We start from the raw sequence: 21,212 nt of genomic DNA on the forward strand, positions 1-21,212 counted from the left end.
TATGGGGCTGGAGACAGTTTTTATCCTCTACAGGAGAATCAGCAATGGAACATCAATATACCTCGCACATATTCTGGACCGGGAATCAAGGCACTGGAACATCGGGATATAAGGCGTATGCGAGGACCTGGGACATCGCCATTACCGGCAAAGAGATTATCCATTGCTCAAACGATCCCCTGCTGGGTGGCGATGCCACTAAAATGAATCCTGAAGACCTTCTTCTATCCTCGCTTTCTGCATGCCACATGCTCTGGTACCTGCACCTTGCCTCAGATGCAGGGATCGCTGTTCTGGAATATGAAGATTCTCCGATAGCCACAGCGGAGGTGTTGAAAGGCGGTGCGGGTAGATTTACTTCGGCTGTACTGCGACCCAAAATCACGGTAGCAAACGGTACTAACCTTGACTCCGCAATGGCGATTCATCATGAAATCCATAAAGTCTGTTTTATAGCAAGGTCAGTAAATTTTCCGGTTCGCTATGAGCCTGAATTTGTTACCCGTCATCAATAAGAAATCGTCCGCACGAGCTCCTCCGGCCGCAACCCTGAACGCCACTGTATGTAAGGGACAATGACGATCATTTTTTTCCTTTTACACCGGGTTAATGGTTTTGGCATCGGCGAAAGCCAATGACGACAGCAAGGGGCCGGTCCACCAGCAGCGTTCATGCGGGTTACCGCTGACTGACTCAGCCCGAATGACAGCAGGAACAAAACCGCTAACGGTTTAAAAATCCCTGCCCGGCCAGGGATAACGTTTCATTGCCGGCAACGATAATGTGGTCAATCACCCTGACGGCGATAAGGCTGAGCGCTTTTTGAATGCGCAGGGTGATGGCAACATCCGCTTCTGAAGGTTGCGGCCTAAACGACGGATGGTTGTGACTCAAAATCACCGCCGATGCATTCAGCTGCAGCGCACGCCGGGCAATCTCGCGCGGATGCACGTCTACCGTGGCCACCGATCCCCTGAACATTTCGTCGCAGGCGAGAAGCCGGTGCTGATTATCCAGAAACGCTACCGCAAACACCTCGTATTCGTGGCGGGCAAGTTTTGCCCGGAAGTAGGCTTTTGTATCGGCAGCGCTGGAAAAAGGCGCACCGACCGGATATCGATAATCGATGGCCAGCACAGCCTCAGCCAGAACCTGACTGTCGCTCGCCATCACGTATTCTCCCTTCTCATTCAGCGCGAAAAGCCGGCTGAAAAAGCGTACGCGATGGCTGGCGGGATGCTGAGGCCCCTCTTCTGCTCGCCGTTCAGAACACTCAACGCTTTCCTGAAACATCGCCTGCCTCCCGTTCAGTTCCCTGACTGACTTTTACAGCATTGATATCCGCCTGCGCACAACGGGTATGCAGTCTCCCGCTCGCTGCGACTTTGTGTGACCGGGATGTGTTAGTCACGCAGGCACGCTGACACCAGCTCCAGGTCAAATCCAGCAGATCGCTGACGCCCACTCCGCGCTGGCGCCACCCGGTGTACCAGCGACGGTAAGTACAGGCCGTCTGGAACGCAAGCGCCAGTTCCGCTGCGCAGAGTAATGCTTCCTGCTCCTCTGCCCGTCGGCGCAGTGCCCTTGCAGAAGACATGACAATGGTCGGCCCCGATGATGAAGCCCCGGCCGGGCTGGCAGCGTTAAACCGGAGGAGATGTCCGGTAAATACGCGATTAATATCCGGCCCGGCACACGCTGAGGCGACTGCATCCTCGAAGTTCTGTAACGCGCTGCCGTGCAGTGCGCCCGAATCGACGTTGCGTCGTGGTGTGATTCCTGAGAAAGCGCCCTTTGAGTTCATGCGCACCCGCCTCTTCTGCCCAGAACAGCCACAATTTCTGATGGTATGAAGCCGTCGGCTAACATGTTCTCTACGCGCGCCAGAAGCTCACCAATAGCCTGCGGCTCAAAGTGCTCTGTGTTCAGCACGTACAGGCCGGTGTGATCGGGATTAACCCAGATAAGCCCGTGCCAGAACGGTGACTCACTGCCCGGACTCAGGATATCGAGCGTGACGTGAGGATTTTTTTGTTTCACGATGACTCCAGCCCGGTAGTTCGCTGGACTGCGACGTAGCTCGATACAGCAGGTTTATCAATAACTTACGCGCGTCCATCATATGCCGGTGCTTTCTGAAACTTGACCCGGTTCTCCCTCGCGCCGCTCCTATCTGGCTCCTGGAATCCGGGTCGTTCCAAGGAGTCATCATGGCAAAGATCAAGCTCACCAAGACCGCAGTAGAGTCGGCGCAACCCCAGGCTAAGGACATCGAACTGCGGGATACCGTGGTGCCCGGCTTCCTGTGCAAGATTACCCCGACGGGCCGCCGGGTGTTCATGCTCCAGTACCGCACGAACTCCGGCCAGCCCCGCAAGCCCTCGCTGGGACTCTACGGGGAGTTGACCGTCGAACAGGCGCGGGTCAAAGCGCAGGACTGGCTGGCCGAGGTTCGCCGGGGTGGCGACCCCGGCGGCGCCAAGGCCGAGGCGCGCAAGGCGCCCACGATGGCCGAGTTGTGCAAGAAGTTCATGGAGGACTACTCCAAGAAGCGCAACAAGCCCAGCACGCAGGACGGCTATCAGGGCGTTATCGACCGCAACATCATCCCGCTGCTGGGCCGCAAGAAGGTGCATGACGTGAAGCGGCCCGACATTGCGGGGCTGATGGAAAAGCTGGCCTACAAGCCGACCGAAGCCAACAAGACCTTCGGCGTGCTGCGCAAGATGTTCAACCTGGCCGAAGTGTGGGGCTTCCGCCCGGACGGCACGAATCCGTGCCGCCACGTCCCAATGTACCCGCCGGGCAAGGAAACCCGTCTCATCGTGGACGAGGAAATGGTGCGGATCTTCCGCCAGTTGGAGAAGCTGGAGGCGGAAGGCCTGGAAAACTACGTCATCCCGCTTGCGATCCGGCTGCAATTCGAGTTCGCGGCACGGCGCTCCGAAATCTGCCCGCTCCAATGGAGCTGGCTCGACTTCGAGAACCGGCGCGTGGTGTGGCCCGACAACAAGGTTGGCGGCATCTCCAAGCCCATGAGCGAGGAAGCCTATCGGCTGCTTTCGGCGGCACCGCGCCGGGACGGCTGCCCCTACGTCCTGCCGTCGCCGAACGACCCGGCCAAGCACCTGACCTTTGGCGAGCACTATGGCGGCTTGTGCCGGACGCTCAAGGCCGCCGGCGTGCCGCACGTCGGCACGCACGGCATCCGCCATCGCTCGACCACCGATATTGCCAATTCGGGCGTGCCGACTAAGGTGGGCATGAAGCTGACGGGCCACAAGACCGTGGCGATGTTCATGCACTACGTCCACACCGAGGACAAGCCGGTGCGCGATGCGGCCGAACTTGTGGCGAACCGGCGGCAGGCGATCACTGGCGCGCGGCAAAGGAGCGCCCCTTGGACGCGGTTTGCGCAACCATGGCGACGACCCTCAAGCGCTACGACGCGAATCCAGAGCTTGCCTTCGCTCTGGTACGCCTTCTGAAAGAGACACCGGCCTTGCTCGCCAAGGAATGCGAAAAGCGGATGGACCGGGAACTGGCGCTTGCTGCTGCATTGGTGGAGCGAGAAGGCAAGCAGGGTCTGATCCCCCTCAAAGCGCGCATCATCGTTGGTGCGGTCACGTCAGCGTGGATGGCAGCGCTGGATGAGTGGTATGCCGACGGCGGGCAGGCAGACCTGCGGCCCATCATGGCAAGCGCGTTCGCATTGGTTCACGAGCTGTGATCATCATCCTGGGCGACGCGCCGTATTGTCATTGACCGTGGAGCACTGCCTTGGAGCATGCATGTGCTCCGAAGGCGGCGCTTTCCACGCCGGCTGTTTCGTGTCGTGCCGAAGGCCTTTGCATTTCCTGTCAACAGCCCTCGCAGCGGAGATCGGCTGCGGCCGACAGGAGATGCTCCAGCAGGATGCGGCGTATCTCCAATATCGCCTCTGCCGTTTCCTGCACGCTGTGCCATGACGTGATGACCCTCTTGGATAACGCGCCCTCCAGGTGCGCACTGGCATAGGGCACCACGCCGTCGCTGGACTGCGCCAGTATGTCCTCGGGACGTTCGCGGCCAATGATCGAGTGGTAGCGCACCCTCGGGCTGATCTGCAATTGCGCAGCCGCACGCACGAATGGATCGCGGTCGCTCAGGTTGTCGATGCTGTTCGGGATATGCAGCGGTTCGCTGCCCTGACCCTGGGGAGAAAGCCGGGCCAGCCGTCTCGTCAGATCGCCCGCCTGCTCCAACATGGCCAGAGGCAAGGTGACGAGATTGGCGGCGTGGCGTGCCAGCCGGTTCTCGGCGAAGGGCGTGCCGCGGTGCGGTGCGGCAATAAAAACGGCGCGTGTGACCTGCGGCATCGGCTGAAACTCCACATATGCGGTCAGATCGCGCTGGAGTTCCGGGTCCGATGCCATGCGCGTTTTCGCTCCCGACGGTAACAACGGCCACATTGCCTGGCCTGCATCGGACACCAACAGCCGCGACAACACGCCACCCATGCTATGGCCGACCAGCACCATGTCGCGTGAGGCGCGGGCCGTGCCCTGGGGGTCGAAGTGGGCCAGTGTCTGTGTCAGCGCCTGCTCGATGGCGTGCCGGTTCAGGGCCAGGGGGGCATTCGTTGGGTAATAGACCTGCCAGATCTGATAGTGCTGGCGCAGCGTCTCGTCGCCCAGCACCTCGTTGGCCACATTGACCCATGCTTCCGGGCTGCTCGCCAGTCCGTGCAGCATGACGACGATCCCCCGTTCCGGGTCATAGGGCTGCATCAACTGGATTTGCGGCCGCACGATGCCGTCGCTCATGCCGAACAGGGTACGCAGCGCTTGTGTGGCGAAGCCGGAGCGCGCGAGCCAAAGGCCATAACCGGCAGTGAAGTTGGCCGCGAGCGGAGCCTGTACCCCGGCCGTGTCGATCTGCTTCGCGCGGTAAGGATCGTAGAGGCGAATATCCACGCGGCGGGTGCACAGCACCTCTTGCAGGTTCCGGCCCTCGAAGGTGATCAGCGCAGTGATCGCGGGATACCGCATCTCGGTATAAGGCACCGGGGGACTGGTTGGTAGCGGCGGGAGGACCGCCACCAGCGGGGCGCCGAAGCCGTCGCGCCGATAGGTGTTGCGCAGGCCGGAGAAGCGCAGCGAGGAAGCGGTCACCAGCGCCTCTGGCAGCGCCGCACCCTGCGTGCGTGCAAACCCCTCGACGTGGCTGCTTAGACGCCACTGTCCAAGATGGAGGACAGAAGCCCCGGTGTTGCGGGTGGCGGCAACCCGCTCGCGCCAGCGGGCGTTGAACAGGCGTGTCACGGTCTGCTCGACGGCGTAGTTGTAGTAGTCGCGCACTTGGGTCTGGCGGTCCTCGAACGCGCGTTCTCCGGGGCGCCGCTCGGTGAAAAACAGGTAGGCCCAGGCGTGCCGCGCTGCTTCAAGCCACGCGTCCAGCGCCGGGGCTTGCCGGGTCGAGCTGGCAGGCGCCTGGTCGGCCGCGAGTGCCGCTTCCAGCCACAGTTCGGACAGCGCGGACTGGCGCTGCTCCTCGGTGATGCCGCTCGCCTGCGCCAGGGTCTGTCGGCAGGCCTCCTGGCGTTCACGGCAGTCGTCGATGCCGACCACGCGCAGCACCTCCTGCGCGGCCGTGCTCAGCCGGCCCGTGGTGAGCACGTCGCCACGTCGCTCAGCCAGGTACTCCTTGGGTGAGATGGATGAAACGGACACCACCGCGCAGCCTGGCAGCAGCGCGACGAGCAGTACCCACAGCAGTATGTGAAACGGGGGCCGAAGGCGACTCATGAAGCCGCCTCCTGCATATCGGAAAGGTCGGAGCGCGCGGCTCGGCAGCCGAGAGGGTCGGCGTTGGTGGCCTGCGCGCGACCGGGTTCGCACGGCTCAACCGTGGCTCGGGATACGTCTTCCATAGCGCTTCTCTCCCCTGAAGCCAATGAAACGCCGACAGGGGCGGTTCAGCCAAAACTTCAGTCATTGTGACACAAAGTGCCAATTGGCGCATAATGCAGTATTGGCACCAAGTGCCAGTTAAGGCAGAATGCACCCATGACACAGAAAAACCCTGGCCTTCGCGAAAGACACAAGGAGAGCACCCGCAGGGAGTTGTCCAACCTCGGGCTCGCGCTGTTTCTGAAGCAAGGCTTCACCCACACCACCATCGAGCAGATCGTCGACCCTCTGGGCATCGCGCGGCGCACCTTCTTTCGCTACTTCAAGACCAAAGAGGATCTGGTCTTTGCCTGGCATGAAGAAAAGACCGTTCAGTTGGCCGACGAGTTGAGGGGCAGGCCCGCCGAGGAGCGCCCCTTGGATGCGGTCTGCGAAACGCTGGGGACGGTGCTCAAACTCTATGACGCCAATCCCGACATGGCTTTTGCTCTGGTGCGCCTCCTGAAGGAAGCACCGCCCTTGCTCGCGAAGGAGTGCGAGAAGCGGATGGAGCGAGAAGTGGTGCTTGCCGCCGTGCTGGTGGAGCGATACGGCGAACGGGGCCTGAGCCTGCTGGAGGCGCGCATCATCGTGGGCGCGGCGACGTCAGCATGGACGGCCGCCCTGGATGAATGGTACGCCGACGGTGGGCAGGCAAATCTGCGGCCGATCATGGCAAGAGCGTTCTCACTGGTGCGCGAGCTGTGATGGCGACGCTGCACGATCTGACGCATCGCCAAGGTCACCCTGGACCGCGGCTTGGGGCGTGCGTGATGGCCGCAGCGCTTTGCGTCGGTGGTTGCGCGACGCAGCCGCCTTATGCGACGCCACACGTCGATGTGCCGACGGCTTGGGCGAACGCCAAGGCAGGTACGCCAGTCGGTGGCGCCGAGTTGCGCGAGGACTGGTGGACGCATCTGGGCGATCCCGCCATCGACACCCTCGTCGCCTCGGCGTTGATCGACAACCCCACGCTTGCACAAGCAGCCGCACGTGTCGATGAAGCGCGTGCGGGGCTGGGAGCGAGCCGTGCCCGGCGCGCTCCCCAGCTTGGTGGCAACGGATCGCTGTCGCGCGGCAAGTCGCAGGGCCAGACGGGCGGCGCCGAGACAATCAACGCCACTACGGGTTCTTTGGGCGGCAGCCTTGCTTGGGAGCTTGATCTTTGGGGCCGTGCCCGTGCGACGGAAGACGCGGCCCGCAGCCGGCTCGACGCGCGCAACGCGGACGCCGATGACGCCCGGCTGTCCCTGGCCGCGCAGATCGCCGACGGCGTCGTGGCCCTGCGCGCCTGCAACTATTCCCTCGCGATTCGCGGCCAGGACATCGCCTCGCGTGAAACCGAGCTTTCGCTGATCCGTCAGCGCCTCGCGGTTGGCAATGTCGCGCCCGTGGAAGAAGCCAGCGCACTGAGCAATCTTGCCGCCGCGAGAACCAATCGCTTCAGCCAGGAAGAGGCCTGCACGACCCTGGTGGACGCGCTTGTCGCGCTTAGCGGCCGGGAGGCCGCGACGGTACGGCAGCTTGCGATGCAGCCGCCGCTTGTATCGCCCAGCGGTGACTCGTCGCAAGCCGCAGCCATCAGCCGCCCGGCTGGTCCCGCGGCCATCGTACCCATCGCGCCGTCATCCCGACTGGATCTGCCGGCAACCGTTCTTCTCCAGCATCCTGCGGTCCGGTCAGCCGAGCGGGAACTCGCCGCCACATATGCCGAGATCGGTGTTGCCCGTGCCGAGCGTCTGCCGCGTGTTGATCTGTCTGCGCTCCTGACGGGCCAGTGGATTCGCGCACTGGGGTCCACGGTCAATTTCGATACCTGGTCCGCCGGCGCCGCGGTGTCCGTGCCCATCTTCGATGCGGGGCTGGGGGCGGCCAACGTCGATGTCGCCGAAGCGCGGTATCGCGCGGCCCTGGCGACCTTGGCAGACACCCTGCGTACAGCGACCCGTGATGTCGAGGACGCTCTGGCTGCGCTGTCGTCGGCGCAGCAGCGCGTGGGCACGTCCCGACAGGCTACCGATGCAGCTCGCATTGCTTTGCAAGCCAACGAAGCCCGATATCGCGCCGGCGCCATCAGCCTGTTCGAGCTGGAAGGCTCGCGACGGCAGTTCAACAGCGCGCAAGAGAGCGCCATTTCGGCTGCTTCCGATCGCGCTCGATCCTGGGTTACCCTCGTGCGCGCCGCAGGGAATCCGCCGCTGTCGGCGGCGGCACCGGAGCCGCCGGTGACCCGAAAGACGACCGATACCCCTATCGCCCGCAACGAAAGTATTCGCAGATGAGCCCAGAACAAGAGCACCCCCGCAATTCGCCCACTCCTGGTCACCTGCGCAGGAACCGGGTCGCGTATGCCATCGGGGCCATCGCCGTCGTTGCGGCGGCGCTGGCGCTCGTCTTCGTGCAGCGCGATCGGAGCCCGGCCGAAGTTACTCCCGCCGCCACGCCAGCGCTCACCGTGACAAGCGCCGCGCCACGCGAGGTGTCTTGGCCGCTGCAAATCAAAGCCACCGGCGCGATTGCCGCATGGGAAGAAGCCAGCATCGGCTCGCAGATCGGCGGCTACCAACTCATCGACGTTCGCGTCAACGTCGGGGACGTTGTGAAAAAGGGCCAGGTGATCGCCCGTTTCGATCGCGCGCTGTTGGAGGCGGAACACGCGCAACTGAAGGCGAATGCCGATCAAGCGGCCGCCAACCGCCAGCGCGGTCTGGCGTTGCAGCGTAGCAGCGCCATGAGCGATCAGGACGTGCTGCAGCTCGTGACCCAATCCAAGACCGCCGATGCCTTGCTCGCGGCCAATGCGCTACGGCTGCGCTACACCGACGTCAGGGCGCCCGATGATGGTGTCATCAGCGCCAGAACGGCGACCCTTGGCACCGTCGTCCCGGTGGGCCAGGAATTGTTCCGGATGATTCGCCAGGGGCGCCTGGAATGGCGTGGCGAGCTGACGGCGGGACAACTGGCCCAAGTCAAGATCGGCCAGGAAGTCACGCTTGAACTTCCCGACGGCAACACCGCGACGGCGACCGTTCGACAGACTTCGCCCGTGCTGGACAGCGCCTCGCGCCTGGCCATCGTCTATGCCGACCTCCGACCAGGTAGCTCGGCCCGGGCTGGCATGTACGCCAGCGGCAGCCTTGGGCTGGGGAGCGGCGCGGCGCTGGTCGTGCCCGCCGAGAGCGTCGTCATTCGCGATGGGCGCAGCCATGTGCTCGCGTTGGCCGACGCCAGCGCAACGCCCCGGGTGTCGCTGCGAAGCGTCACTGTCGGCCGGCGCAATGGCCGGGAGGTCGAGATCACCGACGGGCTTGGCAAAGATGAACACGTCGTCGTCCAGGGCGCAGGGTTCCTCAAGGACCGTGATCTGGTGCGCATCTCCCAAGGCCGTCCGGCAGGAGCGGCCAAGCCATGAACTTCGCCACCTGGTCCATTCGCAATCCCATACCCTCGATCCTGCTGTTCGCGCTGCTGGCGCTCGCCGGATTGTGGGGATTCCAGAAGCTGCCCACGCAGGACTTGCCCGACCTCGATCTGCCGATGGTTACGGTAGCGTTGTCGCAGCCGGGGGCGGCCCCCGCTCAACTCGAAACGGAGGTCGCACGCAAGGTCGAGGACGCGCTCGCGACCTTGAGCGGGCTGAACCATCTGACCACATCAGTCACGGATGGCTTGGTGTCGATCCAGGTGCAATTCGTACTGGAAAAGAATCTGTCGGACGCGCTGATCGAGACCAAGAACGCGGTGGACGGCATTCGCTCCGACCTCCCGCCTGATCTGCTGCAACCGACGGTCAGCGCGTCCAACAGCGTCGGTGCTCCGGTGCTCACCTATGCCATCGCTTCCTCCCGTCTCAGCGAGGAGCAGCTTTCCTGGTTCGTGGACGATACAGTCGCCAAGACCGTGCTCGGCGTGTCCGGTGTTGGCCGGTTCGAGCGGCTTGGCGGCATCGAACGCGAGGTTCGGATCGAGGTCGATCCGCTGCGCATGTCTGCCCTTGGCATCACCGCGGCGGATGTCTCCCGAGCGTTGCGCCAGGTACAGCAGCAGTCCTCGGGTGGCCGCGGACAGCTCGGCGGCGAGGAGCAGTCGGTTCGCACGATCGCCACGGTTCGCCAAGCATCGGAGCTTGCGGGCCTGCGGATCTCGCTGTCGAACGGCACGAGCTTCAGGCTGGACCAGATCGCGACCATAATCGATGGTCAGGCTGATCCCACGCACGCGGCCTTGCTCGATGGCAAGCACGTGGTCGGCTTCAGCGTGTATCGCGCCAGGGGCTTTGACGAAGTGCGGCTGGCCGAGGGCGTTCGCGAGGCCCTGGCCGGCCTCCAGCAGGCCGATCCGGCGCTCAGCCTGACGGAGATTTCTGGGTCGGTCGGCCAGACGCTGGAGCAGTACGAAGGTTCGATGGCGATGCTGTACGAAGGCGCCATCCTGGCGATGATCGTCGTCTGGCTCTTCCTGCGCGACTGGCGCGCGACACTGATCGCCTCGACCGCGCTACCGCTGTCCATCCTGCCCGCGTTCGCGGCCATGGCCTGGCTGGGCTTCACGCTCAACACCGTCACGCTGCTGGCGCTTGCGGTGGTCGTGGGCATCCTGGTCGATGACGCCATCGTCGAGATCGAGAACATCGAGCGCCACCGGCACATGGGCAAATCGATCCGGAAGGCAGCAGAGGATGCCGTGACCGAGATCGCCCTGGCCGTCATGGCGACCACCATGAGCTTGGTGGTCGTCTTCCTGCCGACCGCCATGATGAGCGGCATTGGCGGCTTGGTCTTCAAGCAGTTCGGCTGGACCGCCGTGATCGCCGTGCTCGCGTCGCTGCTCGTCGCGCGCTTGCTCACGCCAATGATGGCAGCCTACCTGCTCAAGCCCGAGCCGATTCCCGAGAAAGAAGATGGCCGGGTCATGCGCTGGTACATGGCAACGGCGCGCTGGTGCCTGAAGCACCGCAAGACCACCTTGGGCGGCGCGGTCATCTTTCTGGCCGCTTCGCTCGCCCTTGTACCCTTCATCAAGACGGGCTTCATCCCGGCCTCCGACAGTGGCACGACGACCGTGAGCATCGAGTTGCCGCCGGCCAGTTCGATGGCGGACACATTGGCGGTTGCCGAGTCTGCGCGCAAGGCCGTCAGCGATGTGGATGGCATCGCCCACGTCTTCGCCACGGTGGGCACTGCGCAGAGTGCCGGGCCAGGAGGCACGCGTGCTGGCGAGGTTCGGCGGGCGTCGCTCACGCTCACGATGGGGCCGCGTGGCGATCGGCCATCGCAGCAGGTCATTGAGAAAGCTGTGCGAGAGCGCCTGCTCAACGTTGCAGGCGCGCGCTTCGCTGTTGGTGGTGGAGGGCCGGGGGAGAAACTTTCGATCATCCTCGCCAGCGACAATGCCGAGGTGCTCAAGGCGAGCGCAGAGGCAGTGGAATCCGAACTGCGCGACGTCAAGGGCCTCACGGGCATCGCCTCCACCGCAAGCCTGGAACGTCCCGAGATCATCATCCGCCCCGACCCGGAACGCGCGGCCGAGCGTGGCGTGACGACCGCAGCGATCGGCGACGTGGTACGGGTGGCGACGAGCGGCGATTTCGATTCGCAGGTCGCGCGCCTGAACCTGGACAACCGGCAGGTCTATATCCGTGCGCGCATTCCCGATGCAGCACGGCAGGACATTGACACGATCGGCAACATGCGCGTACCGGGCCGCGACGGGCCGGTGCCGCTTGCCAGCGTTGCCAGTCTGTCCGTGGAGAGTGGTCCTGCGCAGATCGACCGCCACGACCGCCTTCGCAACGTCACCATTTCGGCTGACCTGGGGGGCACCGCACTTGGAACGGCGCAAGCAGCAGCCGCCAACCTGCCTTCGATTAAGTCCCTGCCATCCAGCGTGAAGGTGGTCGAGGCCGGCGATGCAGAGATCGTTGCCGAACTCGGCGCGGGCTTCGGTATGGCGCTCGTGGTTGGTGTCCTGTGCATCTACTGCGTGCTGGTGCTGCTGTTTAGGGACTTTCTTCAGCCGATCACCATTCTCTCGGCCATACCGCTGTCCATCGGCGGCGCGTTTCTCGCGCTGCTGGTCACGCGCAGCCAGTTGAGCGTGCCTTCAATGATCGGGCTGGTCATGCTGATGGGGATCGTCACTAAGAACTCCATTCTGCTCGTCGAGTACGCGGTCATCGGCATGCGCGATCGCGGCTTGTCTGTTCACGATGCCTTGCTGGACGCGTGCCACAAGCGAGCGCGCCCCATCGTGATGACCACCATCGCGATGATCGCCGGCATGTTGCCCATCGCGCTGGGGCTTGGCGCGGATTCGAGCTTCCGCCGGCCCATGGCCATGGCGGTGATCGGCGGCCTGATCACATCGACCGCATTGAGCTTGCTCGTCGTGCCTGCCGTGTTCCTGTACGTGGACAAGTTCGAGAAATGGCTGGCATCGCTCGGATTCTTTCGACACACCGAGCGCGCCACCGCCGGCGAGGAGGCGCTTGAACGATGACACAGCAGCCTTCGCCACGATGCGGCACTCCCGCAGCGCGTCCGTCGCCTCCCTTCATGGCGAGCAGCGTGTGGCCGGACTGGTGCGAGACGACGTCGGGTCGTCAAAACGAGATGGAAGTCAGGCAGACGGTGAAGTGCGGCCGTCTGCCGACGGTCCGCGAGCCTATCGGCGCAGTTCGATGGCGCGGTCCGCCAGCAGCCGATCCCCTGCATGGGGAGAGGCATTCTTCACGTTCTCCTTGAAAGGGATCAATCATGTCATCACGCCTTCATTGCGCAGCCCGGCTGCGACGCCAGCCGTCTTATGCGGCGCTGCCGATTCTGGTCGCCGGCATTTTCTCCACTCCCGCCGCCGTTGCTCAGACCGACGATACGAAGAGGTCCGCGAGAGGCCAGGCCATGGCCGAAGCCGAGCGCAGTGAATCGACATGGGGGATCGGCGTCGCCGGTGGCATGCAGTACCGCGTTTACCGGGACTTCGATAACCGCGTGCGTGGCTTGCCGATGATCACCTATGAGAATAAGTGGATTCAGGTGGCCGGCCCTGGCCTGGACGTCAAGCTCCCGTCGTTGGGGCCGGTGTCTTTCAGGCTGCGTGGCCGGTATGCCATGGATGAGTTCGATTCTGGCGACTCGCCGTACTTCGCGGGTATGCGCGACCGGGATTCCAGCTTCTGGGTCGGCGGTGCCGCCATCTGGCGCAGCGGCATTGCCAACCTGTCTGCCGAAGTGCTAACCGATGCCATGAGCAACAGCAAGGGAACGCGGGCGACGCTGCAGATCGATCGGCGTTTCACCGCAGGCCCGATCGGTTTGACACCGCGGCTCGCGGCCGAGTGGGTGGACAGCAAGTACGTGGATTACTACTACGGCGTGAGGTCGGACGAAGCGCAAAGCTGGCGCCCGGCCTACAGCGGCAGTTCCTCGGTCAATACCGAAATCGGACTGCGCGTTGACTGGCAGCCTGTGCCCAAGCACACGGTGTTCCTCGATATGGGCGCCAAGCACATGGGCAGTTCGATCCGCAACAGCCCGCTGGTCGAAAAGAGCACGCAGTACGGCGTGGGACTCGGCTACCTGTATCGGTTCTGAGAAGGCGATTCATGGCATGGCCCGTTGCTGGGCTTTTGCTGTGTTTCGGATTCGACTCGAAATGAGCGGGACGCAGGGCATTGGGAATGTGTGCTGGAGCGCGTTATCTGGCCAGCCACTGCCAACTGCGTTCATCTCGATCTTCTTTTTGTGGGAGGGGTAGCTATGGCAACTCGCAATGGCTCCAGACGTTTCAGGAATCTCGACGGCAGCGCGGCCCCTGGTACTGTGCTGCCGGCATTTCGCATGTTGGTCCTGGACAGCCTAGCCGGGCGTGGCCGCGGTGTTCCAAGAAAAGCACCCGTCCCATGTGTCGAGACCGACCTCGTAGCGATCGCCAGTCCGCCGGGACCGGGCGAAGGCGCTCGCCTCACCTGGATTGGACATGCAAGCTGGCTGGTGCAGCTAGAGGGCAAGTCGTTCCTCATCGATCCGATCTTTGGCGACCTTGCCCTGGGCCCGGGGGGACGAAATGTTCCGGCCGGCGTGCTGCCCGAAAACCTGCCGCCCATCGATGCCGTGCTGATCACGCACAACCACTACGACCACCTCGATCTTCCCTCCGTACAGCAGGTCGGTGCGCCGGTGATCGCCGGGCTGGGCATGCAGGCGTTCCTGGCGAAGAAGGGCATTCCCGCAAGCGAACTGAATTGGTGGGAATCCGCTGAACTTGGCTCCGCCAAAGTGTCTTTTGTGCCTGCTCAGCACTACAGCCGTCGTGGCCTCACCGACGCCAACGAAACGCTATGGGGCGGATTCGTCGTCGAGGGGCCATCCGCCAGCATTTATCACTCGGGCGATACGGGATATTTCGACGGCTTCCGGGAGATCGGTCGTCGCTTTCCGGCGATTGACGCGGCGCTTCTACCGATCGGCGCCTACGACCCGGCATGGTTCATGCGGGCGCAACACATGAATCCAGAGGAAGCTGTCCAAGCCTATCTAGACTTGGGTGCGCGGAGCTTTTTCGCCATGCACTGGGGGACGTTCAAGTTGACCTACGAACCGCTCGATGAACCTCCAGTTCGCCTGGCGGCGGAGTGGAAAAGACTGGGGCTGACTGCTTCAGAAAAGCGGGTTCTCGCCGTTGGCGAAACTGCAGAAGTGCGACGTCCAAATGAATAAGCCGGCTCTACAGCGGCGACCCACGCCGTCACCCACTGCAACGCCACGCCATCATCGCTTTATCGACGGCGCATGCGAACCTGCCATGTGCCAGGCAGAAGTGCCTGGGCTGGAAACGCTGTGTTCCGTTCGCTTGGCGGCGAAGCGCTCTGGCCGCTTGCCGCATGTAGCGAGTGAATCCCCTGCGTGGAAAGGCTGGATGGCGATTGGGGCAATGCTCTGGAGTGGCTCGGCGCTGGCTGAGGAGCGCTGCGACCGCAAAGGCATTGCGGCCGAATCCACGGTGAATCTGCGAATCGACAACGACATGTTCGGCGGCCTCGGGCAGGACCAGGGGTACTCCAATGGCTTCCTGCTCACGCTGGTTTCGCCGAATCTAATCCACCGTGCGGATGACCCGAGCCTGCCCGATATCGCCAGACGGTTGAACCACGCGTTCTCCGGCTTGCAGCCTGGCGGGTTCGATGAGTTGAACATGACTATTGGGCTCGGTCAGACGATGTACACGCCCACCGACCGCGAGCCGCACGAACTGATTGCAGACGACCGGCCTTACGCCGGCGCATTGATGTTCAGCGTGGGCTACAACGCTCGAAAAGGCGACGACCTGCGGACTTCGCAACTACGGTTAGGCATCGTGGGGCCTGCTGCCAAAGCCGGAGAAGTTCAGGACTGGTGGCACGGCGTCATTGGCGTGGACAGGTTCAATGGCTGGGACAACCAACTGCAAAACGAACCTGTGGTGCAGTTCATTCACGAGCGACGAAAGCGGTTCGCGCTGCAGCAGCCTGCCGGGCCATGGCGGTGGGACGCGATTACCCATTGGGGCGGCAGCCTGGGCAACTTCGCCACTTACGCCAACACCGGGATCGAGTTCCGTTTCGGCTATTTGCTGCCGGACGACTTTGGTACAGCGCCAATGCGGCCGGCCGGCGAGAACACATCCCCGATCCGCACGAGCGCGACGCAGGGGTGGCGCGGCCATTTCTTCGTCGCTGCCGATGCGCGTTGGGTCCTGCGCGACATCACGCTCGACGGAAATACCTTCCGCTCCAGCCACAGCGTGGACAAGCGCCCACTGGTTGCAGACATCGGCTTCGGTATCGCATTTACCCATGGCCACTGGCGTTTCGCCTTCGCGCGCTACCACCGGACCCGCGAGTTCGATGGACAGCGCGAGCGACCGGCCTTTGGGAGCTTCACCATTGGCAGGCGGTTCTGATGGAAGAAATCGCGTTCTCGATACAGCGACTAGACCGTCGCGCAGGTGGCCTGACTCAAGGAGAAACGAGGTGAGACCGATGAACTCGAAGTACGTCGTCGTGATGACCGGAGCCACAAGTGGGTTTGGCCAATTTACGCTGCAGGATCTGGCCGCTTCCCCTGACACAAGGGTCATCATAGGCGCTCGTGGAGAAAATCGCGCCGTGCCGAAAGGCGTTGATGTCTTGCCGCTTGATCTTGCCTCTCTGGCCAGCGTCCGCGACTTTGCCGGCGCCGTGATACGGCAGCTTGGGGATGAACGTATTGACATCCTTGTCCTCAATGCAGGCCTGCATGGCACACCCGCCGATCAGCGTAGCGCCGAGGGTTATGGCCTCACGTTCGCCGTGAATCACCTTGCTCACTATCTGCTGGCGCGTCTGCTGCTGCCGCATATGGCTGAGCGGGGTCGAGTGGTGATCACGTCGAGCAACATGCACAACCCGCCCATCAAAGCGATCGGTCCCAAGACGCTCGACCTTCAGGAGTGGGCGTATCCGCCGAAAGGCGGTTCGGGTGACGGCATACGCTCCTACACGGCGTCGAAATTGTGCAACCTCATGACGGCACTGTCCCTGGCCCGGCATGACACGGTGGTGGCGCGCCAGATCGAGGTCATCGCCTTCAACCCGGGCCTAACGGGTGGCGCTGCCGGCCGCGAGGCGTCTGCGTTGCAGAAGGCGCTCCTTAGCATCGTGATGCGCACGATCTTCCCTCTGGTCGGTATCTTCCGCCCCGAGTTCGTGATGAATGCGCCCGAGCACTCGGGTCGGATGCTGGCCGACGTGGCGCTCGGAACGCTTTCCCTGCCGGAGGGGCGCATTTACATCTCCCTCGTCAAGGGAAATCCCACCTTTCCCGATCCCTCGGAGCTGGCTCGCAACCGTGAGGCCCAGGAGCGCTTGTGGCGCGAGAGTGCCGTAATGGTGGGCGTGGAGGAGTCGTCTCCATGAGTTTCTTGAGAGAACCGATTCGCCCAATAGACAACCAAACTGCGAGCTTCTTGTAGTGGACAACCTGACTCACACTTTGGTCGGCGCCGCTTTGGGGCAGGCCGGGCTCAAGCGGCGAACGGCGCTCGCGATGCCGGCATTGATGATCGGCGCGAATCTGTCCGACGTGGATGTCTTGTGTATCGCTTTCGGCGAGGCTCTCTCGTGCAGGCGTGGCTGGACACATGGCCCGATCGGGTTGCTCGTGCTGCCAGCGGTTCTAACGCTCGTGCTGCTGTGGTTCGACAGATGGCAAACCCGTAGAGGTTCACGACCAGGCGCGCGCCCCGCCGTTCAGCCGGGGCAGCTCTTGTTGCTCAGCTATATCGGCGCGCTTTCGCACCCCTTGCTGGACTGGATGAATAGCTGGGGCATCCGGCTTCTGATGCCGTTCTCGGAGCGTTGGTTTTATGGCGATGCGCTTTTCATCGCCGATCCATGGATCTGGCTCGCCCTTGGCATAGGAATCTGGCTATCACGGCGCCGCGAGCGCTCGGGCGCAGGTCGGACATCCAGCCCGGCGATAGTGGCCCTTCTGGTAACCACACTCTATAGCGGCGCAATGGTCGCGAGTGGGCGAGTTGTGGAAGAACGTGTAGCCCGCGAGTTCAAGGAGTCTGGTCTGGGTCAACCGCAGCAGGTTCTGGCGAATCCGGTATTTGCCGACCCGTTCAGGCGGAGGATCGTCGTGCAGACAGAGCATCAGTATGGCTTTGGTGATTTTCGCTGGCTTCCCAACCCTCATGTATCGCTGGACCAGGAACTTGTTTCCTCTCACATGGACCAGTCGGCGATTGCTCTGGTGGCTGGGCAGAGCAAGCAGATGGCCGATTTCCTGTACTGGTCTCGGTTCCCCTTCGCGATGATCAAAGGAAATGGTGAGAACACCAACGTCACTGTTGGGGATGCGCGGTTCGGAACGCGCCCGGATACGGGGGTTTTCTCGGTTAAAGCAGCGTTTCCACTGGAACTGACGAAGCAGAGCGACCCTGAGAGGTTGGTCGATTCGTGTGATAAAAAGTGCCCGGAGAATTGACTCCGCACACTTTGGCGTTCTCACCCTCAGAAATTAAATGCGGATAGCCTCAAGCGCGATCTATAGATTCGGCAAAATCAGAAAATTGGCTTTCACTCCAGGTACGCTTACATGATCAACACGATTCGGCCTGGCGGGCGCCGGCCGACTTCCGTGTCCTTGATCATTGACAGCGCATCGGCAAACGGCGCTTCCAGACCAATGGAAGAACGCAGCTTTCCGTCGCCGGCTAACTTGGCGATTTCCTCCAGATTCTTGAAACCGCCTGTCGAGAACGTCATCCGGTAGCGCCCGGAGATGAGGCCGCGCAGCATCCTGGCCGGAGTCGGATTGATGTCGATGAAGCGGCCCTTGGGCTTGAGCATCGCCAGTCCATCAGCGACGGCCAGCGTACCGAGCGTGTCGAACACCGCGTCGTAGAGGCCGTCGGATGCAAACGAGGCCTTCTCCGAGTAAGGAAACACCGGATTGACGCCAGCAGCCCTCGCTGCAGCGATCGAAGCATCGCCGCACGCGCCGCACACCTGCGCGCCATGCGCCTGCGCGAGTTGGACCGCGCTGCTGCCTACGGCGCCGCTGCAGCCGTGGATGAAGATTCTCGAACCGTGGCCCACGCGCGCGACGCCGACGACGGCCGCCCAGGCGGTTGCCGCCGGGATGGGGAGGCACGCGGCTTCGCTGAACGTGAGCGAGGCGGGCTTGCGGACAATGAGCTTGGCGTCGGCATCGACGACCTCGGCAAACGCACCTTGCCTCTTAATCTCGACCGTGCCGAAAACTTCGTCGCCCACACGGAAGTCGGTGACATCGGTGCCGACTTCTTCCACTACCCCAGCGAAGTCCGAACCCATACCCTGGGGAAACTTCCGTCCGGTGACGAACTTCATGACACCGCGCCGCAGCTTCCAATCCAGCGGATTGATCGCAGCGGCTTTCACGCGCACGCGCACCCGTCGGGCTTCGAGTGGGGGAAGTGTATATTCGGCGAATGCCATCGTCTCGGGGCCGCCGTAGCTGCTGAACTGCACTCTTTTCATGGTGTCTCTTTACCTTTCGGCTGCTTTTGGAATGTCAATGGATCGAGGGGGCGATGCTGGCCGGGAGCGTTCGCTCGTGGAGGTCTTCAACGTGACGTCCTGCGAGATGACGGATGTGGTTGCGGTGTCAAGCATCGCCAGCATCACCGAGGTCTGCCACTCGAAATACGGGTTGAAGGTGAGCCGTGCGTGGATCTTCCCTTCCTCTCGATAGCCCCAGTCCGAGTACCAGACGGGCTCCCCCTTTTCGCAGGCCTGCGTGTCGCCTTCACGCAAGCCGTTCAGGCACAGGCGCAGGCTGCCGCCGTCCCCATAAACAGTGTTAGCGGGAGAGAACGTGACGCTCATGTGCGAGAACTGGCTGATGCGCCATTCGGGCAGCCGGTCCTGCCGGACCAGAACGCGCCGGCGATCCGTCAGTCCGTCCGGCTCGCCTCCGTACCAGACCAAGCGGCTGTCCGGGTGCGTGAAGCGCTGCTGGAAGACATCGAACAGATAGTCGGTATCCAGCACGGAATCGTGCTCGGCAACGACCATGAAGACCGGCTTCTCATAGGCCCGGTCGCGCAGCAGCCGGCGTGCGTTGGCGCTGGTCCGATAGAACTGTGCGAACCCGTTGGACGGGACGTTGAAGTACTTGACGGCGTTCTGCATCGGAATCGTCCCGTCAGGCTTGATGAGCCAGGGCCGGACACGGGCCGCCAGCGGCGCAAGCCAATCGAAGGGCATGCTCTTGAAGCCGGGCGAGAACAGCACCAGTCCTGCGATCTCGGGATGCGAATACGCGTAGTCAAGGACCAGGTTCGCTCCCGTGGAGAACCCTCCTAGGTACACCTCGCCATCGACGTCGCGCTGCAGCGCCATGGCCTGTTCCCAGACCACTTGGCGCCATTGCTCCGCCGTTGTCGTCAGCAAGTCGTCGGGCCGCGTGCCGTGGCCGGGGAGGAGCACCGTTCGCACCAGTAATCCTTGGCTCGCCAATGGCGGCCCCACGTCGTGGAAGGACCAGGGCGAATCGCCGAGGCCATGCACGAACAGAATCCCTTTTCGCGGACGCGCTCCCGCCTCGGATTCAGCGGGCCGCCACTCCTGTGGGGCATTCCACGCCAACTCGGCATCCCGGTCGGCAAGCTGGAAACTGCGGCCGGCCTGGATTTGAGCGATCGTGTCGCGTCGATACTTTTCAAAGCTCACCGAGCCGACCGGAGACTCGCTGAAATCCACCGTTGCGCACCCGGACGACAGGCTGACTGCTCCGAGAACCACGGCGAGCAGCGCGGCACCTCGCGCTAAGCGCGAGATGACCGAGCGGACGCCGAATTCATGCCAGTTCGGCATGGTCTTCCTCGGTGAGGGAAATGCCACCGGCGGCGACGTTCTCCTGAAGGTGCTCGACGGAGCCCGTGCCGGGGATCGCCAGCATCACCGGGGAGGATGCCAACAACCAGGCCAGCGCGATCTGGGACGGCGTGGCACCATGCCTTCCGGCGACCCGGGCCAGCCGCCCGTCGTCGATCTCCCCCATGCCCCCACCGAGCGGGAAGAACGGGCAGAACGCGATGCCGGCTTCTTCGCAGGCCTTCAGCAGGCTCAGGTCCTCGCGCTTGGCGATATGGAAGTTGTTCTGCACGGCCGCGATCGGGGCGATGGCGCGGGCCTCGTTGAAGTGCCCGATATCGACGTTGCTGATGCCCAGATGCCGAATCAGGCCTTCTGCACGCAGTGCGGCCAGCGCCTCGAAGCGTTCGGCCAGCGACTCGCCGTGAGGCACCGTCATCTCGCCGATGCGCAGGTACACCAGATCGAGACGGTCCAGGCCAAGACTCGACAGGTTCTCTTCGACGAGCCTGCGCATGTCGGCACCGGTGGCCGGTCGATGGCTGCCATCCGGGTTGAACACGACCCCGACCTTGGTCGCGATCACCAGGTTGGACCGATAGGGATACAACGCCTCACGGATGAGCGCATTGGCGCGTACCGAACCATCGGTGCTCTGGTAGAACTCGGCCGTATCGATGTGGTTGACGCCGAGTTCGACTGCGCGGCGCAGCACGGCACGCCCGGTTTCCGGGTCTCGCGCCGGACCACGGAAGCCGTTGCAAGGCAGGCGCATGGCGCCAAAGCCCAGCCGGTTGATGGGCAGCTCTCCGCCAAGGCGGAACTCATTGGTACTGGGAAGCGAAGAATTCATTTCGTGTTCCTGATGGGAGTTGCGTGAGGTTGTCAGGTCGAGCGGG

The 21,212-nt window shown here is 63.0% G+C and carries 18 protein-coding genes and 1 pseudogene; 12 read left to right on the forward strand and 7 right to left on the reverse strand.

All coding sequences use genetic code 11. The features are described from left to right. The first annotated feature begins 44 nt into the window (after positions 1–44). Positions 45–515 (forward strand): OsmC family protein, encoded by a 471-nt coding sequence (locus C1Y43_RS19895; protein WP_104189415.1) that lies wholly within the window; start codon positions 45–47, stop codon positions 513–515. 208 nt (positions 516–723) lie between these two features. On the opposite strand, the gene C1Y43_RS19900 is transcribed toward C1Y43_RS19895, so the two are convergent. Genes C1Y43_RS19900 through C1Y43_RS19905 form a run of 3 tightly spaced genes read right to left on the reverse strand, consistent with a single transcriptional unit; the run spans position 724 to position 2,040 of the window. Continuing rightward, on the reverse strand, positions 724–1,293 hold the full coding sequence (locus tag C1Y43_RS19900; RefSeq protein ID WP_104189417.1) for a RadC family protein: 570 nt from the start codon (positions 1,291–1,293) through the stop codon (positions 724–726). Then, a complete protein-coding gene (locus tag C1Y43_RS23720) occupies positions 1,274–1,804 on the reverse strand; it encodes a hypothetical protein (RefSeq protein WP_146068679.1) in 531 nt (176 codons plus the stop codon). Before C1Y43_RS23720 ends, C1Y43_RS19900 begins: the two co-directional genes overlap by 20 nt. After that, positions 1,801–2,040 carry a conjugation system SOS inhibitor PsiB family protein gene (locus C1Y43_RS19905; protein WP_104189419.1) on the reverse strand — a complete coding sequence of 80 codons (240 nt, stop codon included), beginning with the start codon at positions 2,038–2,040 and terminating at the stop codon, positions 1,801–1,803. Before C1Y43_RS19905 ends, C1Y43_RS23720 begins: the two co-directional genes overlap by 4 nt. Positions 2,041–2,210: 170 nt before the next feature. On the opposite strand from C1Y43_RS19905, the pseudogene C1Y43_RS19910 reads away from it, so the two are divergent. Beyond that, positions 2,211–3,389 (forward strand): annotated as a pseudogene (locus tag C1Y43_RS19910) (tyrosine-type recombinase/integrase); the annotation flags it as partial. A 32-nt stretch (positions 3,390–3,421) separates the two neighbouring features. Then, positions 3,422–3,730: a hypothetical protein gene (locus C1Y43_RS19915; RefSeq protein WP_233209860.1), complete on the forward strand. Its 309-nt coding sequence runs from the start codon at positions 3,422–3,424 to the stop codon at positions 3,728–3,730. A 130-nt stretch (positions 3,731–3,860) separates the two neighbouring features. Here C1Y43_RS19915 and C1Y43_RS19920 read toward each other — a convergent pair whose 3' ends face one another. Continuing rightward, positions 3,861–5,786 carry a triacylglycerol lipase gene (locus C1Y43_RS19920; protein ID WP_233209861.1) on the reverse strand — a complete coding sequence of 642 codons (1,926 nt, stop codon included), beginning with the start codon at positions 5,784–5,786 and terminating at the stop codon, positions 3,861–3,863. Between the two features lie 261 nt (positions 5,787–6,047). Between C1Y43_RS19920 and C1Y43_RS19925 the strand changes: the two genes are divergently transcribed. The 9 genes from C1Y43_RS19925 to C1Y43_RS19965 all read left to right on the forward strand — a co-directional run bounded on the left by C1Y43_RS19925 (position 6,048) and on the right by C1Y43_RS19965 (position 17,938). Next, complete coding sequence (locus C1Y43_RS19925; protein WP_032805134.1) at positions 6,048–6,638, forward strand: TetR/AcrR family transcriptional regulator; 591 nt, start codon at positions 6,048–6,050, stop codon at positions 6,636–6,638. Continuing rightward, positions 6,638–8,212: an efflux transporter outer membrane subunit gene (locus C1Y43_RS19930; RefSeq protein WP_199189161.1), complete on the forward strand. Its 1,575-nt coding sequence runs from the start codon at positions 6,638–6,640 to the stop codon at positions 8,210–8,212. Before C1Y43_RS19925 ends, C1Y43_RS19930 begins: the two co-directional genes overlap by 1 nt. After that, positions 8,209–9,342: an efflux RND transporter periplasmic adaptor subunit gene (locus tag C1Y43_RS19935; protein ID WP_007704425.1), complete on the forward strand. Its 1,134-nt coding sequence runs from the start codon at positions 8,209–8,211 to the stop codon at positions 9,340–9,342. The genes C1Y43_RS19930 and C1Y43_RS19935 overlap by 4 nt, the downstream gene beginning before the upstream one ends. Beyond that, the gene (locus C1Y43_RS19940; RefSeq protein WP_104189421.1) at positions 9,339–12,428 is read left to right on the forward strand and encodes an efflux RND transporter permease subunit; all 3,090 of its coding nucleotides are present in this window, start codon (positions 9,339–9,341) and stop codon (positions 12,426–12,428) included. The genes C1Y43_RS19935 and C1Y43_RS19940 overlap by 4 nt, the downstream gene beginning before the upstream one ends. A gap of 257 nt (positions 12,429–12,685) precedes the next feature. Then, complete coding sequence (locus C1Y43_RS19945) at positions 12,686–13,522, forward strand: MipA/OmpV family protein (RefSeq protein ID WP_233209862.1); 837 nt, start codon at positions 12,686–12,688, stop codon at positions 13,520–13,522. Between the two features lie 165 nt (positions 13,523–13,687). Then, a complete protein-coding gene (locus tag C1Y43_RS19950) occupies positions 13,688–14,647 on the forward strand; it encodes an MBL fold metallo-hydrolase (protein WP_032805126.1) in 960 nt (319 codons plus the stop codon). 199 nt (positions 14,648–14,846) lie between these two features. Then, positions 14,847–15,869 carry a lipid A deacylase LpxR family protein gene (locus C1Y43_RS19955; protein ID WP_050555886.1) on the forward strand — a complete coding sequence of 341 codons (1,023 nt, stop codon included), beginning with the start codon at positions 14,847–14,849 and terminating at the stop codon, positions 15,867–15,869. Between the two features lie 79 nt (positions 15,870–15,948). After that, positions 15,949–16,863: an SDR family NAD(P)-dependent oxidoreductase gene (locus tag C1Y43_RS19960; protein ID WP_104189423.1), complete on the forward strand. Its 915-nt coding sequence runs from the start codon at positions 15,949–15,951 to the stop codon at positions 16,861–16,863. 55 nt (positions 16,864–16,918) lie between these two features. After that, positions 16,919–17,938 carry a metal-dependent hydrolase gene (locus C1Y43_RS19965; protein WP_053531607.1) on the forward strand — a complete coding sequence of 340 codons (1,020 nt, stop codon included), beginning with the start codon at positions 16,919–16,921 and terminating at the stop codon, positions 17,936–17,938. 107 nt (positions 17,939–18,045) lie between these two features. Here the strand turns inward: C1Y43_RS19965 and C1Y43_RS19970 are convergent, their stop codons facing one another. Genes C1Y43_RS19970 through C1Y43_RS19980 form a run of 3 tightly spaced genes read right to left on the reverse strand, consistent with a single transcriptional unit; the run spans position 18,046 to position 21,166 of the window. Then, entirely contained in the window at positions 18,046–18,975 is a 930-nt protein-coding gene (locus tag C1Y43_RS19970) for an NADP-dependent oxidoreductase (RefSeq protein ID WP_032805122.1), read from the reverse strand. A gap of 9 nt (positions 18,976–18,984) precedes the next feature. Further along, on the reverse strand, positions 18,985–20,313 hold the full coding sequence (locus C1Y43_RS19975; protein WP_033944414.1) for a carboxylesterase: 1,329 nt from the start codon (positions 20,311–20,313) through the stop codon (positions 18,985–18,987). Beyond that, positions 20,297–21,166, reverse strand: coding sequence for an aldo/keto reductase (locus C1Y43_RS19980; protein WP_007704388.1), 870 nt, complete (start codon positions 21,164–21,166; stop codon positions 20,297–20,299). The genes C1Y43_RS19975 and C1Y43_RS19980 overlap by 17 nt, the downstream gene beginning before the upstream one ends. Between the last annotated feature and the right edge of the window lie 46 nt (positions 21,167–21,212).

This window comes from Pantoea sp. ICBG 828, assembly GCF_002928355.1.
Lineage (GTDB): Bacteria > Pseudomonadota > Gammaproteobacteria > Enterobacterales > Enterobacteriaceae > Pantoea > Pantoea dispersa.

Coding starts and splice junctions, on each gene's coding strand:
- C1Y43_RS19930 (WP_199189161.1), top strand. CDS start 6,638: ATGGCGACGCTGCACGATCTGACGCATCGCCAAGGTCACCCTGGACCG.
- C1Y43_RS19945 (WP_233209862.1), top strand. CDS start 12,686: ATGTCATCACGCCTTCATTGCGCAGCCCGGCTGCGACGCCAGCCGTCT.
- C1Y43_RS19940 (WP_104189421.1), top strand. CDS start 9,339: ATGAACTTCGCCACCTGGTCCATTCGCAATCCCATACCCTCGATCCTG.
- C1Y43_RS19960 (WP_104189423.1), top strand. CDS start 15,949: ATGAACTCGAAGTACGTCGTCGTGATGACCGGAGCCACAAGTGGGTTT.
- C1Y43_RS19895 (WP_104189415.1), top strand. CDS start 45: ATGGAACATCAATATACCTCGCACATATTCTGGACCGGGAATCAAGGC.
- C1Y43_RS19900 (WP_104189417.1), bottom strand. CDS start 1,293: ATGTTTCAGGAAAGCGTTGAGTGTTCTGAACGGCGAGCAGAAGAGGGG.
- C1Y43_RS19980 (WP_007704388.1), bottom strand. CDS start 21,166: ATGAATTCTTCGCTTCCCAGTACCAATGAGTTCCGCCTTGGCGGAGAG.
- C1Y43_RS19970 (WP_032805122.1), bottom strand. CDS start 18,975: ATGAAAAGAGTGCAGTTCAGCAGCTACGGCGGCCCCGAGACGATGGCA.
- C1Y43_RS19920 (WP_233209861.1), bottom strand. CDS start 5,786: ATGAGTCGCCTTCGGCCCCCGTTTCACATACTGCTGTGGGTACTGCTC.
- C1Y43_RS19975 (WP_033944414.1), bottom strand. CDS start 20,313: ATGCCGAACTGGCATGAATTCGGCGTCCGCTCGGTCATCTCGCGCTTA.
- C1Y43_RS23720 (WP_146068679.1), bottom strand. CDS start 1,804: ATGAACTCAAAGGGCGCTTTCTCAGGAATCACACCACGACGCAACGTC.
- C1Y43_RS19950 (WP_032805126.1), top strand. CDS start 13,688: ATGGCAACTCGCAATGGCTCCAGACGTTTCAGGAATCTCGACGGCAGC.
- C1Y43_RS19925 (WP_032805134.1), top strand. CDS start 6,048: ATGACACAGAAAAACCCTGGCCTTCGCGAAAGACACAAGGAGAGCACC.
- C1Y43_RS19955 (WP_050555886.1), top strand. CDS start 14,847: ATGGCGATTGGGGCAATGCTCTGGAGTGGCTCGGCGCTGGCTGAGGAG.
- C1Y43_RS19935 (WP_007704425.1), top strand. CDS start 8,209: ATGAGCCCAGAACAAGAGCACCCCCGCAATTCGCCCACTCCTGGTCAC.
- C1Y43_RS19915 (WP_233209860.1), top strand. CDS start 3,422: ATGGCGACGACCCTCAAGCGCTACGACGCGAATCCAGAGCTTGCCTTC.